Annotated in this window: 15 protein-coding genes; 2 read left to right on the top strand and 13 right to left on the bottom strand. The window is 67.2% G+C overall.

All coding sequences use genetic code 11. The features are described from left to right. Positions 1–550: phosphotransferase family protein (locus ACWDKQ_RS33275; protein WP_450142731.1), on the top strand; the 550-nt coding region annotated here is incomplete at its 5' end. A 43-nt stretch (positions 551–593) separates the two neighbouring features. Here the strand turns inward: ACWDKQ_RS33275 and ACWDKQ_RS33270 are convergent. From ACWDKQ_RS33270 to ACWDKQ_RS33250, 5 genes are read right to left on the bottom strand one after another with little or no spacing between them, the layout of a single operon-like run. After that, entirely contained in the window at positions 594–1,358 is a 765-nt protein-coding gene (locus ACWDKQ_RS33270; protein ID WP_450142730.1) for an SDR family NAD(P)-dependent oxidoreductase, read from the bottom strand. Between the two features lie 47 nt (positions 1,359–1,405). Then, positions 1,406–2,950, bottom strand: a complete 1,545-nt coding sequence (locus tag ACWDKQ_RS33265) for an AMP-binding protein (RefSeq protein ID WP_450142729.1) — start codon at positions 2,948–2,950, stop codon at positions 1,406–1,408. Between the two features lie 34 nt (positions 2,951–2,984). Continuing rightward, on the bottom strand, positions 2,985–3,836 hold the full coding sequence (locus tag ACWDKQ_RS33260) for an enoyl-CoA hydratase (protein WP_450142728.1): 852 nt from the start codon (positions 3,834–3,836) through the stop codon (positions 2,985–2,987). Next, on the bottom strand, positions 3,833–5,374 hold the full coding sequence (locus tag ACWDKQ_RS33255; protein WP_450142727.1) for an AMP-binding protein: 1,542 nt from the start codon (positions 5,372–5,374) through the stop codon (positions 3,833–3,835). The genes ACWDKQ_RS33260 and ACWDKQ_RS33255 overlap by 4 nt, the downstream gene beginning before the upstream one ends. A gap of 13 nt (positions 5,375–5,387) precedes the next feature. Then, positions 5,388–6,365 (bottom strand): polysaccharide deacetylase family protein, encoded by a 978-nt coding sequence (locus ACWDKQ_RS33250; protein WP_450142726.1) that lies wholly within the window; start codon positions 6,363–6,365, stop codon positions 5,388–5,390. Positions 6,366–6,428: 63 nt separating this feature from the next. Here ACWDKQ_RS33250 and ACWDKQ_RS33245 point away from each other — a divergent pair, with 63 nt between their 5' ends. Next, entirely contained in the window at positions 6,429–7,820 is a 1,392-nt protein-coding gene (locus ACWDKQ_RS33245) for a PucR family transcriptional regulator (RefSeq protein WP_450142725.1), read from the top strand. Positions 7,821–8,119: 299 nt separating this feature from the next. Here ACWDKQ_RS33245 and ACWDKQ_RS33240 read toward each other — a convergent pair whose 3' ends face one another. From ACWDKQ_RS33240 to ACWDKQ_RS33205, 8 genes are all read right to left on the bottom strand, one after another. Continuing rightward, the gene (locus tag ACWDKQ_RS33240) at positions 8,120–8,443 is read right to left on the bottom strand and encodes an aldolase/citrate lyase family protein (protein WP_450142724.1); all 324 of its coding nucleotides are present in this window, start codon (positions 8,441–8,443) and stop codon (positions 8,120–8,122) included. Positions 8,444–8,505: 62 nt separating this feature from the next. Next, a complete protein-coding gene (locus ACWDKQ_RS33235; protein ID WP_450142733.1) occupies positions 8,506–8,694 on the bottom strand; it encodes an acyl carrier protein in 189 nt (62 codons plus the stop codon). A gap of 145 nt (positions 8,695–8,839) precedes the next feature. Further along, complete coding sequence (locus ACWDKQ_RS33230) at positions 8,840–9,055, bottom strand: hypothetical protein (protein WP_450142732.1); 216 nt, start codon at positions 9,053–9,055, stop codon at positions 8,840–8,842. Then, the gene (locus tag ACWDKQ_RS33225; protein ID WP_450142723.1) at positions 9,025–9,246 is read right to left on the bottom strand and encodes a hypothetical protein; all 222 of its coding nucleotides are present in this window, start codon (positions 9,244–9,246) and stop codon (positions 9,025–9,027) included. The genes ACWDKQ_RS33230 and ACWDKQ_RS33225 overlap by 31 nt, the downstream gene beginning before the upstream one ends. Further along, positions 9,207–9,860, bottom strand: a complete 654-nt coding sequence (locus ACWDKQ_RS33220; RefSeq protein ID WP_450142722.1) for a hypothetical protein — start codon at positions 9,858–9,860, stop codon at positions 9,207–9,209. The genes ACWDKQ_RS33225 and ACWDKQ_RS33220 overlap by 40 nt, the downstream gene beginning before the upstream one ends. 389 nt (positions 9,861–10,249) lie before the next feature. Beyond that, positions 10,250–10,387 carry a hypothetical protein gene (locus ACWDKQ_RS33215; RefSeq protein WP_450142721.1) on the bottom strand — a complete coding sequence of 46 codons (138 nt, stop codon included), beginning with the start codon at positions 10,385–10,387 and terminating at the stop codon, positions 10,250–10,252. Between the two features lie 204 nt (positions 10,388–10,591). Further along, complete coding sequence (locus ACWDKQ_RS33210) at positions 10,592–10,768, bottom strand: hypothetical protein (RefSeq protein WP_450142720.1); 177 nt, start codon at positions 10,766–10,768, stop codon at positions 10,592–10,594. Further along, positions 10,768–11,145, bottom strand: a complete 378-nt coding sequence (locus tag ACWDKQ_RS33205) for an STAS domain-containing protein (protein ID WP_450142719.1) — start codon at positions 11,143–11,145, stop codon at positions 10,768–10,770. Before ACWDKQ_RS33205 ends, ACWDKQ_RS33210 begins: the two co-directional genes overlap by 1 nt. Between the last annotated feature and the right edge of the window lie 185 nt (positions 11,146–11,330).

Here is an 11,330-nt window from a genome sequence, read left to right as displayed (position 1 = left end):
ACGGTTCCATCTTCGCCCACTGCTCGTTCGTCAGATCACCTCGACCCACACGAAGATCATCTCAAACCGAGATCAACTTCTGAAACAGACCCTAACGCCGGTATTCAACTATCCCGAGCGTATCGAGCGTTACCACTGCATGAGGTTCTTCGACACCGGTGACCGTGCCGCGCTGCACGCGTTGCTGAACCAGGTACCGCCACCGCAGCAGGCCGGCCACGGCGACCCGCTGCCGTCCAACCTCCTTGTCACCGAAGCCGGACAGTGTGCGCCGCTGGACTTCGAATTCACCGGCCTGTTCCTGCCCGGCTTCGACCTTGCGATCCTGCACACCCTCCTCGCCACCACTCCCGGCGCCCAGGACCGAATCGACACCCTCGTATGCGATGCGGGGATTCAGGTGCCGTTCGTGATCAACCGGGCCATGGTGCTCTCCCGCGAACTGCGCCTGCACACCGAACTACCCGAGAGCGATCTCCGCACGAGCAGACTCGCGCTGCTGCGGGGGCAGTCGGCCCCTCTCCGGCAACGACTGCACGCCGCGCGTTGATCGGCGATGCGGATCGCACCGGTGCACCGAAACCTGCACGCCGTCACTTCGGTGGCATTCGTAGGGCGCCGTCGAGGCGGATTACCTCGCCGTTGATCATCTGGTTGTCGATGATGTGTGCGGCGAGCGAGGCGAACTCTTCAGGTGTGCCGAGCCGGGGCGGATGGGGTACGCGCTGTTCGAGGGTTTTCCGTGCTTTGTCGGGAAGGCCGAGCATGAGGGGTGTGGCGAAGATGCCCGGGGCGATGGTGTTCACGCGGATCCCGTGTTCGGCCAGGTCACGCGCGGCGCTGAGCGTCAGCGCGGCGATACCGCCTTTGCTGGCGGCATAAGCGGCTTGGCCGATCTGGCCGTCGTAGGCGGAGATCGAGGAGGTCATGATCACGGCGCCTCGGTCGCCGTCGACCGGTTCGTTCGCGGACATCCGCGCGGCGGCGAGTCTGAGCACGTTGACCGTGCCGACGAGGTTGATGTCCAGCACCTGTTTGAACTCGTCGAGCGAGAGCGGGCCGCCGCTTCCCAGGATCCGCCCCGGTGTCGCGATCCCGGCGCACGTGATGACCACTCGCAGCCCGCCGAATTCCTCAGCGGCATCGAGTGCACGTGACACTCCCGCTTCTTCTCGAACATCGGCGGGCACGAAAACCGCGCGTTCTCCGAGGGCGTCAGCTAGCGACTGACCTGAGGAGCAGGGCAGGTCGGCGATGACGACCGAAGCGCCTTCGCAGTACAGGCGCCGCACGGTCGCTTCGCCGAGACCAGAAGCACCTCCAGTCACCACAGCCGCCGTTGTCGGATCAATGCGCATGTTTCTCCTGGAATCGCGTCGGTTTCGGAAGCTGGCGAGTGCGTTCGTCAGTCAGCGTGAAGCTCGCGCAGTTTGAACCGCTGCACCTTCCCGCTGGGTGTCTTGGGGAGCGCGTCCACGAACCGGATCAGTCGGGGGTAGGCATGGGCCGAGTAACGCTCGCGCACGTGCGCCTGAAGCTCCCGAACGAGGTCGTCTCCGGGCTCGGCACCTTCGAGGAGAACGGCATAGGCCACCACGATTTCGCCGCGCACACCGTCCGGGTCCTTCTGCCCCACCACGGCGACGTCGGCGACAGCGGGGTGGGTGATCAGCACGCTCTCCACGTCGAACGGTCCAATCCGGTATCCGGCGGCCAGGATGACGTCGTCGTCCCGTGCGGTGAAGAAGAAGTAGCCGTCCTCATCGACACGTCCGGTGTCGCCGGTGAGGTACCAGGCGCCGTCCCCGGTGAAGCGCTCGTCGGTGCGCTCGGGCTCTCCCCGGTACCCGGTGAACCAGAACAGCGGACTCTTGGTCGACACCGCGATCCGTCCGTCGACGACGTCGGCGACGATGCCCGGCAGCTGCTGTCCCATCGACGCGTCCTTGAGCGGACGTGCCACGTTCTCGTGCGCGCAGTTGCCGATGACCATGCCCAGTTCGGTCTGCCCGTAGTGGTCGCGGATCTCGACGTCGAGGGTTTCGCGCGCCCACCGCACGATGTCAGGTGTCAGTGGCTCTCCCGCCGAACACGCACGCCGCAGCCGCACGCCCTCGACGAGGCCTCTGCGGCCGATGGCCCGGTACATGGTGGGTGCACAGGCGAAGTTGGTCACCGCCTGCCGTCGCAGGACCTCCGTGGTGAGCTCGGGGGTGAATCCGGCGTCCAGCAGCAGGTTGCGCCGGGCCGCGGCCAGTGGTGTGACGATGCCGTAGTAGAGGCCGTAGGCCCACCCGGGGTCGGCCGCGTTCCAGTGCACGTCGTCCGCCGTGACGTCCATGGCGAAGTGCATGTAAGACCGGAACCCGGCTATCGCCCGTACCGGCACCGCAACGCCCTTCGGCCGCCCCGTCGTGCCGCTGGTGTAGAGCTGCAGGAATGTGCCGTCGCCGCCAACCGTCTCCCGCCCGGTGTGGGGTTCACGGCCGGCAGCGGCCCGCTCCAACTGCTCGACGTCGAGTGCCGTGATCCCGGGAATCGGGTCGACCTTGGCACGCTGCGCGGGGTCGGTGATCACGAGCTCGGCGCCGGCCGCCTCGACGCGCAGCTGGACGGCTCCGGTGGCGAACGCGGTGAACAGCGGCACGTGGACCGCACCGAGGCGCCAGATCGCCACGAGCGTGACGATGAGTTCCGGTCGTTTTCCCATGAGCACCGGCACTCTGCTGCCGCGCCGCAATTCGTGGTCGGCGAGCACGGTGGCGAGTCTGCGGGAACGCTCGGCGAGCTCACCGAAGGTCAGGTCGTGCGTCCGCAGGTCGGCGTCGACGAAGGTGAAGGCGACCGCATTCGGGTCGTGCCGGTCGCACAGCAGCCACGCGACGTCGGCGTCACGTGCGTCGTACTCGGCGAGCCAACCTTCGATGGTTGGACGGGTGTCGCTGGTCAACGCTGCCTCCCGCGGGCTGGTTCGGGATGAATCGTCACGGCGCACGCTCCGGCGCCTGGCGGGACAGCGCCCGGATCGTGTCGACACCACCGGGGTCGATGATGTCGCCGTGGCGGGAAAGGTTGTTGGCGTGCCCGGCGATGTGCAGGGCGAACGCCGACTCCAGCGCCACGTTCTGGCCTTGGGCGGCGATGCTGTTGTTGACGCTGGACTTCGCCAGCCGCAGCGCGTACTCGGGCATGCGTGCGATCCGCCGTGCGAGGTCGAGGGTGAAGTCCGCGAGGTCGTCGTCGGGGACCACGTGGTTGACCATGCCCAGCCGATGTGCGTCCGCAGCAGTCACAGGAGCGCCGGTGAACAGCATTTCCTTGGCCTTGCGCGCGCCCAGCTCCCACACGTGGGTGAAGTACTCCGCACCGTTGAGCCCGAATGCCGCTACCGGATCGGAGAAGGTCGCCGATTCGCCGGCCACGATCAGGTCCATCGGCCACAACAGCATCAGCGCTCCGGCGATGCAACGCCCGTGGGCCTGGGCGATCGTGGGTTTGGGCAGATCGCGCCACCGGCGGCACATTCCCAGATAGGCCTCGCATTCGAACGCGTGCCTGCCCTCGACCCCGTCGGCGTCGAAAGCGCCCTCGAGGGTGGCCACGGACGGCCCGGGAATCCTCGAGTCGCGTTCGTCGAGATCATGTCCAGCGGAGAAGTCGGGGCCCGCACCAGCCAGGATGATCACCCGGACTGTGCGGTCCCGGACCGCGATCGCCAGCGCCTCGTCGAGGTCGTAGAGCATCTGGGGGTTCTGCGCGTTGCGACGCTCGGGCCGGTTCAGCACCACCCGCGCGATACCGGTCTCCGGGCTCTCGAGAAGCACGGACGAACTCATGCAACCCCCTCGTGCCCGTTGTGCCCGGCCGCCTCGAGGTACTGCTGTTTGAGACGGCGCTTGAACAGTTTTCCGGTGTCCTCGCGCGGCAGCTCGTCGGCGAGCACCACTTCCCGCGGCACCTTGTAGCGCGCCAGGCGGGAGCCGACGTAGGTCCGGATCTCGGCGGGGTGGAGGATCGCGCCGGGGATCGGCTGGATGTGGGCGGCGAGCACCTCTCCCAGGTCGGGGTCGGGGATGCCGAACACGGCCACATCGGCGACCCCCTCGAGGTCGAGCAGGCACGCCTCGACCTCTGCGGGGTAGATGTTCACGCCGCCCGAGACGACCATGTCGTTGAGCCGGTCGCTGAGGTAGAGATAGCCCTCGTCGTCGAGGTGGCCGATGTCGCCGAGGGTTAGGTAGCCGTCCCTTTCCATCCGACGGCGTTTGGGCTCGTCATCGATGTAGGTGAAGTCCGGCCAGCCGGTGAAGCAGCGCCCGTAGACGATGCCGTCCTCGCCCACCGGCTTGTCAGTTCCGTCCTCGCCGAGGATGCGCACATCGGCATCAAGGATCGGGCGCCCGACGGTGCCCGGACGGCTCAGGGCCTCCGCCGTGTCGCAGGCGGTGAAGGCACCCACCTCGGCGCCGCCGTAGTACTCGTGCACGATCGGACCCAACCAGCCGATCATGGCTTCCTTGACGTGCCGCGGGCACGGCGCGGCCGCGTGCACGATGGCCTTCAGCGAGGAGAGGTCGTAGGAACGCCGCACCTGCTCGGGCAGCTGCAGCAGCCGGTTGAACATCGTAGGAACCATCTGCACGCTGTTGACGCGGTGCTCCTGCACCAGCCGCAGGAACTCCTCGGCGTCGAAGCGAGGCATGATGTGCAAGTTCATGCCCAGCGCGACGGCGAAGGTGGCGTGCACGTTCGGAGCGGAGTGGTAGAGCGGCGCCGGGATGAGGGTCGTCTCGGCTGGAGCCAGGTGCCACAGCTTTGCGATGTTGGCCAGCAACGTCGGGCGGTCGGCCACCGCGACCGGGTCGCGGAGCACTCCCTTGGCCCGCCCGGTGGTGCCGGACGTGTAGATCACGCTCATCGGGGCGGCAGGTGAGGGTTCGGTGCGGGGTTCGTGGTCGTCGATGCGCTGCGACAGCGTCGGCCACCTTCCGGTGGACGGCTGTTCGGCCAGCCCGTAGGCGCACCGCACCCCGGGGGGTATCTCCGCCTCGATGATCGGCAGCCCGGGTGCGCTGGACTCCACGGCCGGCAGCAGGTCGGTGTGGACCACCGCGAGCCGGGAGCGGCTGTCGGCCAGCGCGTGTGCGAGGTCGTCCCCCGTCCAGTGCCAGTTGATCGGAACCGGGGCAGCCCCGACGAGCCCGACCGCGAGCGTCACCTCCACGAACGCGATGTCATTGCGCATGACGACGGCGACGCGGTCGCCCGGACCGATCCCGTCGGCGTTGAGGGCCGATGCCAGCCGCGCAGCACGGGTGCGCAGCGTCTCCAGCGACTGAGAAGTTCCGCCTGAGTGGATTCGCGGTTCGCTCATGCCAGGTCCCTTCTCAGTGGAAGTCGGCCGGAACCGGAGTGAAGGGCACCCGGCGCGTCCACTCCTGGATCGCACGGCCAAGAACCTCGTCGTAACTCATGCCCTCGATGGGAGCCGCCTTCTCCACCTCGGCGAGCACCCCCGGCGGAACATCCGGGATGGACACGCCCGCGTGCTCGGCCCACTTCTGCGTGGAGTTGCGGAACTGACGGGTGGTCACCGGCGAACCGATCACGTTGGCAGGGTCGGCCATCGCCCGTTCCGAGGTGACGAACACGACGCCTTCCTCGGTGAGCCGACCGAGGATCCGCTCGATGGTTGCACCGGCGACCGTCGTGCCGTGGATCAGCATGATGTGCGCCGGTGACCGGCCGAGCGCGGCAGTAGCCGCGGCTGCTTGGTTTTCCATCTGCTCGATCGCGGTGTCGACCAAGGTGTCCTCGATCCAGCGCTGCGCCGCCCGGTCCGTGAGCCGCAGGGCGCGGTCATAGGCGACCATGAACTGGGCGTCGTAGAACCAGAGCGTGACCGGGGAGGACAGGAACCCGTTTTGGCTCAGGTGAGTCTGGACCTGGCTCGTCTTGGTCGCGCTGTCGCCCTCCATGGCGAAGGCGTAGCGGAAGTAGCGCGACGGCGATGCCTCTATCCACCTGCTCAACAGCCGCTCGCTGGTCTCGATGTCGCGGAGGTAGGTGTCAACGTCCAGCCAGTTGAGGCTGATGTGCTGGTGCGTGTGGTTGCCGACGTAGTGCCCGGCGGCGCACCAGTCATCGAGGATGTCGAGCATGCGCGGATCTTCCTCCGTCGGCGCAGTGCTGTTGAAGGCGTAAACGCCGGGAACCCCATAGGCTTCGAAAGCCTTCATCATCTTCTTCGACACGGTGTGCGGGCCATGCCCTTCGGGAAACGGGATCCCGGTCCACTGGAATTGGTCGTCCACGGTGACCGCGACTTCGAGGCCTGAAAGCTGACCGCCAGAAGATTTCGACATCGGACTCTCCTTTGGGTTCGAGCGAAACTCGTGCCATCGTTGCGACAGACTCAAGCAGTGCCAATGCCCATTGCTGATACACCGTTGTGTGGCGGGATCACATACGGCGGGGTGGACGGCTCTCCCGGTGTCCTCCATAGTGTCGAAATGCTGGATGCGAAGGTGGGCGGCAACCCGCTACCGTTGGACCCGTTCGTGAACTGGCTCGATCAGCACGGACGCCTGAAATTCTCCGTGCTCGCCGATCAGCTCCACGCCGAGATTCCCGAGCTCCGAGCGGATCCGGACACGCTGGAGGCGTTGCGCGCGGCCATCGTCTCGCACCTGCCGGGCATGCGCGCCACCCTCATGGGTTCGAACCCGGACCCGCATCTTCCGAAACCGGCGCAGGATTTCGCGTACCTGATGGCTCGCTCGAACATTCCCCTGTCGGCCGTCCTTCGTTCCTACGAGCTGGGCCACGCCGCCATTTGGAACGAATTCACCAGCCATCTTCGCAAACAGCAGTCGTGGACCGTTGCGCGTCGCGCCGAGGCGCTCGAATCGGGTTCCATCCGCATGTTCGAGTACATGCAGTCCATGACCGGCGAGACGATCACCACCTACAACCGGGCTCGCGACAGCCTCATGCGGGCCACGAATTCGCGGCGCAACGAGATCGTCCGCGCCGTGCTGACGGGCAACGGGGGCGTGCGCGAGCTGAGAGAGCTCTTCGGTTATCGCATCGATGAGGTGCACATCGGGTACGTGGCCTGGAGCGTCGACCCCATGAAACACGAGGAGGTATCCGAACTCGCACGACGGGAGCTCCTCGGGTTCGCTCGGCAACACGTCTCCGTGACGACCGATTCCTCGGTCATCCACGGCTGGTTCACCCCGTGCAAGAACTCGACCTTCGACGACCTGGCCGCGGTTTCGCTGCCCAAGACCATCCGGCTGACTCTCGGAACCCCGCGCCGCGGAATCCGCGGGTTCCACCACACCCACCGGGAAGCCCTGTCGTGCGTCGACCTGACAGCGCTCCACGCTCCCGCACCGACCCGGTTCCCCGACGTCGCGGTCACCGTGCTCGCCACGCAGGATCAGGAGATGGCCGCGCGGTTCGTCGATGACCAACTCGGGGCACTGCGCAGCCACGAAGACGGCGAACGTCTGATCAAGACGCTGCGGCACTACGTGGACGCACACGCGAGCCCGACCCGGTGCGGTCAGCGCCTCGGCATCCATCCCAACACCGTGACCCAACGCCTTCAGCGCGCGGAGACGATCCTCGGCCGCCACCTCGACCCCGCCAGTCTGGCGCTACGCCTGGCCCTGGACCTCGAGCGCACGATGGAGTTGGAGTACGACGGCCCTTGCGCTGCGCGGTCGACAGCACCTCGTGGCAGACCCTATGAGACTCCACCCGCGAGCGCCGTGGAGTCGGTGACGTCCTTCCCTTCCGGCTCAATCTGATGGTTGCGTGATGAAAGCCTCTGATGTTCCTTTTATGACGCAAGTTGGAGCTCCACACCGAGCAGGTGACCGTAGGTCATGGCGGTAGTGACCAGGAGTTTGGCCAGGTCGTCGCCGACGGGCGCCAGCATTAGGGCGTCAAAGTCCACCACGACTGGACCTCGGTCAGGGGTGATGGCTTCGGCAGGCGGCGATGTCACTATGGGTGGACATCCACCCGGCGGCAGCGGTCGGGACGCCATGTGCGACGAGCGGGGCATCTGGCGGCCAGCTCGGTGACGATGCGGGCCTGCTGGCCGTCATCGAGCTGGCCGCTTCATTGAGGATGAGCATGGTGCGTCGCCACGGTCCAGGACTGCCGCGACGAGGTCGACGTCGCGCGGAGACTCGACTTTGGGCACCACTACGACAGCCGGGTGCCGACCCGATTCGGCGAACGCGACCAGATCCTTGCGCCCGTGCACGGTGCCCGGTGCGTTCACCCGCACCCCCAGCACGGCCGCGTCGTGGACCCCGGCTGCCTCACGCAGGCAGTCGACGGCGGCCGCGCGTGCGGCGTCTTTGCCCTCGGCCGGAACAGAGTCCTCCAGGTCCAGCACGACGACGTCGGCCCCTGCGCTCATGGTGTTCCGCTACCGGGACGCCGGGATGATCAATCAAGTAGTGCCTGGCACGTCCACCGCGATCACCTGCTGGCCGTGCGGTCGGTGACCAGCTTTGCGAGGCCGCCCACGGTCGCCACCCGGGCCAGCTCCTCCTCGGTGATCTCCACCTCGAGCCGGTCGCGCACCGCGATGCTCAGCTCAACAAGCGACAGCGAGTCCACCCCGGCCTCGTCCAGACGGCATTCCGGGCGTACCCCACCGGAGTCCAGGTCCAGCTCCGTGGTGAGGAATGTCCAGCAGGAACTCGAATTCGGACTGGTGCATCGGCGGCCCTCCAGGTCGATGTGACGATGCGTTCGCCGGGGCGGGCAAGCGCAGACCTACCCCGGCGTGAAAAAGAGATCGTCCGGACGGCTACGAGGCCGCTTGTGAGGCGTCGAGCACGCTCTGCACGGCGTGCGGGATCAGGTCTTCCTGACCAGCCACAGCCTGGCGTCGGCCCAGCTCGGCGAAAACGTCCCAGGGGTCGACTCCCGCCGCGGCGGCGGCCGAGCGCACCGGGTGTTTGAACCCGGAGAACACCCCCGCCAGGCCCGACATCACGCTGACCGAGTCGGTCGTGGGGGGGATTGCTCATCAGGTGTTTCCGCGCCACGTCGGCGGCCCGCAGCGCGGCAGGGAGGTCGATCCCGGTCGGATACTCCATGCGCTCCAGCACTGCCGCGAGCCAGCGGGGTGTTTCCAGCACCGGCTCCGAATCCGGCCGCACACGCGTCGATGATCATTGCCCCCGCGGTGACGGCGGCAACCGAGTTCGCCACCGCCAGCGACAAGTTGTTGTGCCAGTGGAAGATGACCGGCACGTCCACGCCGTGGTGATCGCACCGATGCGTGCGGCGACGTCGCCGGGCAGAAAGTGCCTGGCGGAGTCCATGATGCCGACGGCCTGCGCGCCGAACCGGACTGCCAGCGCGCACTGTTCGGCCAACGGCTCGGGCCCGGCCATGTGGCTCATCAGCAGCACGGCCTGGGCCTCGACGCCGAGGTCACGCACCAGGGCCAGGTGCCGTTCGGTCACCGTGACCTCGGTACAGTGCGCAGCAATCCGCACGACATCCGCACCCAGTGCAGCGGCTCGACACAGGTCGCGCCCACGGCCCCACCCATGTGCCACGAACACACCCATCCGCGCCTGCGACAGCGCCCCGCGGACGGTCGCGAGCATGGTCTCGTCGTCCAGACGGGACCGGCCGATCTGCAACGACGAAGCGCCCAAACCGTTGCAGTGCCCGACTTCCACGACCGGGACACCAGCCTGATCCGCGGCCTGGGCATACCGCCGCAGCTGTGCGGCATCGAGCTGGTGCCCGACCGCATGCTGACCGTCCCGCAACGTGGGATCATGAAGGAGAACCTGCCTGATCTTGGTGGCCATCCGGTCTCACCTCTTTCCTGCTGGCTGCATGAAGTTCGGCCACCGCAATCGCCGCGGGTTTGATGATCTCCACGTGCTCGGCATAAGCCGGTAGTCGACCGCGATGAGCCTTCACGCGCACCGAGACCGTCACCCGCCCATCGCCCGCTGTCACCAACGCCGCCGCGTACCCCGGCACTAACGAACGGACCTCCGCGGCCGCGGCCAGGCCATTACTTCCAACCGCGTCCGCGGACCGGACGGGCAGCCGAATTGTTCAAGGTATTCAGGCGTCCCGCTCGTCAGGTAGCTCCGCATGGAGAGAGAAGGGGTGAGTGTTTCCGTCGTGGTCTTCAAACGTGAAGACATGTCCGCCGTAGTCGACTGCGACCGCAGCCTGCGGTCGTCGATCAGCGATCACCGACCACGTCGGTGGTGAACGGGGCCCGCAGCGGGCGCAGGGTGTCCTCGCCTTGGTCTACTCGCCGGTGGTGGGGTACTGGAACGTTGCAGGGTGAGACGGGGTCGAGGAACGCGACGGGCGCCACCGGCATCCTCGTGCGGGAGCCGGGCGGATGCGCGTTGTGACGCGGCAGGGTGCCGCGCCGGTCAATGTGTGCGGAGCCGGTCCGAGGCCCGTTGCTGGGTCGGAGGGAAGTAGAGAAGTTCACAGCAAAGTCCTTTCGGGAACGCTAAAGCCCACGGGCGCACCCGTTTTGGCTTTACGTGTGCGGCCAGTGGTGGCGGGGTGGCTAGTCGGCGTCGGTGAAAAATACGCGTCCTCCGCCGTAGGCGGCGAGCTGGTGGTGGGCGCGGGCGATCGCATCGTGTTCGGTGCCGGCGATCCGCGCAGTGTGCTGGCCTTCGGCATCGGTGATCTGCCAGGCATCATCGGACAACGTCCGCGCGACGTGCCGGGAGTGTCGCATCACGCCATCACAACCGCAGTGTCCTGCCGCGGTGCCGCGTTCGAGTTGTTGGTGGCCGCGAACTCCGTGCGGGGGCTGCGGGCAGGGAGTGCGCTCACGCCGGCCGCATGCAGCACGCGGTGCACGCGGGGCGCAGCGTTGACGAGGTGGAGCGGGAGTTGCCGATGGGCCGCGTAGGTGTGTGCGGCGACGAGGAAGTCGAGCCCGGTGGCATCGATGGTGGTGGCATGGGCCAGGTCCACGAGCGTTTCCGGTGGTGCGGTCAGCACATGCGGCCAGAGCCGCTCGGCCAGCCGGGTGACTTCCGCACCGGCGAGGTCACCGTCCACTGTGAACGCTGTGGATAGCGTCGTGATCAGGCAGGACATGGCCCGCATAGGGCTCCAATGCACGTAGAAGGATCCGGCGGCGTGGCGCGACGCAGAGCGTCGCGGCTGCAGGCCGCAGGCCGCAGGCCGCAGGCCGCATACTCATCGAGGGCATGTGCACCACTGCACCGGTGATCCTCGTGATCGACGACATGCAGTGGGCCGACCCGGCCAGCCTCCTCGCCTGGCACCGC

It is taken from the genome of Saccharopolyspora sp. NPDC000995 (assembly GCF_053599315.1).
The sequence above is the reverse complement of the archived record's forward strand: the minus strand, read 5'-3'. Positions and strand labels throughout refer to the sequence as shown.

Excerpts from the sequence above, each read along its gene's own strand:
- ACWDKQ_RS33270 (WP_450142730.1), bottom strand. The coding sequence starts at position 1,358 with ATGCGCATTGATCCGACAACGGCGGCTGTGGTGACTGGAGGTGCTTCT.
- ACWDKQ_RS33260 (WP_450142728.1), bottom strand. The coding sequence starts at position 3,836 with ATGAGTTCGTCCGTGCTTCTCGAGAGCCCGGAGACCGGTATCGCGCGG.
- ACWDKQ_RS33255 (WP_450142727.1), bottom strand. The coding sequence starts at position 5,374 with ATGAGCGAACCGCGAATCCACTCAGGCGGAACTTCTCAGTCGCTGGAG.
- ACWDKQ_RS33250 (WP_450142726.1), bottom strand. The coding sequence starts at position 6,365 with ATGTCGAAATCTTCTGGCGGTCAGCTTTCAGGCCTCGAAGTCGCGGTC.
- ACWDKQ_RS33245 (WP_450142725.1), top strand. The coding sequence starts at position 6,429 with ATGCCCATTGCTGATACACCGTTGTGTGGCGGGATCACATACGGCGGG.
- ACWDKQ_RS33240 (WP_450142724.1), bottom strand. The coding sequence starts at position 8,443 with ATGAGCGCAGGGGCCGACGTCGTCGTGCTGGACCTGGAGGACTCTGTT.
- ACWDKQ_RS33220 (WP_450142722.1), bottom strand. The coding sequence starts at position 9,860 with ATGGCCACCAAGATCAGGCAGGTTCTCCTTCATGATCCCACGTTGCGG.
- ACWDKQ_RS33210 (WP_450142720.1), bottom strand. The coding sequence starts at position 10,768 with ATGCGACACTCCCGGCACGTCGCGCGGACGTTGTCCGATGATGCCTGG.
- ACWDKQ_RS33205 (WP_450142719.1), bottom strand. The coding sequence starts at position 11,145 with ATGCGGGCCATGTCCTGCCTGATCACGACGCTATCCACAGCGTTCACA.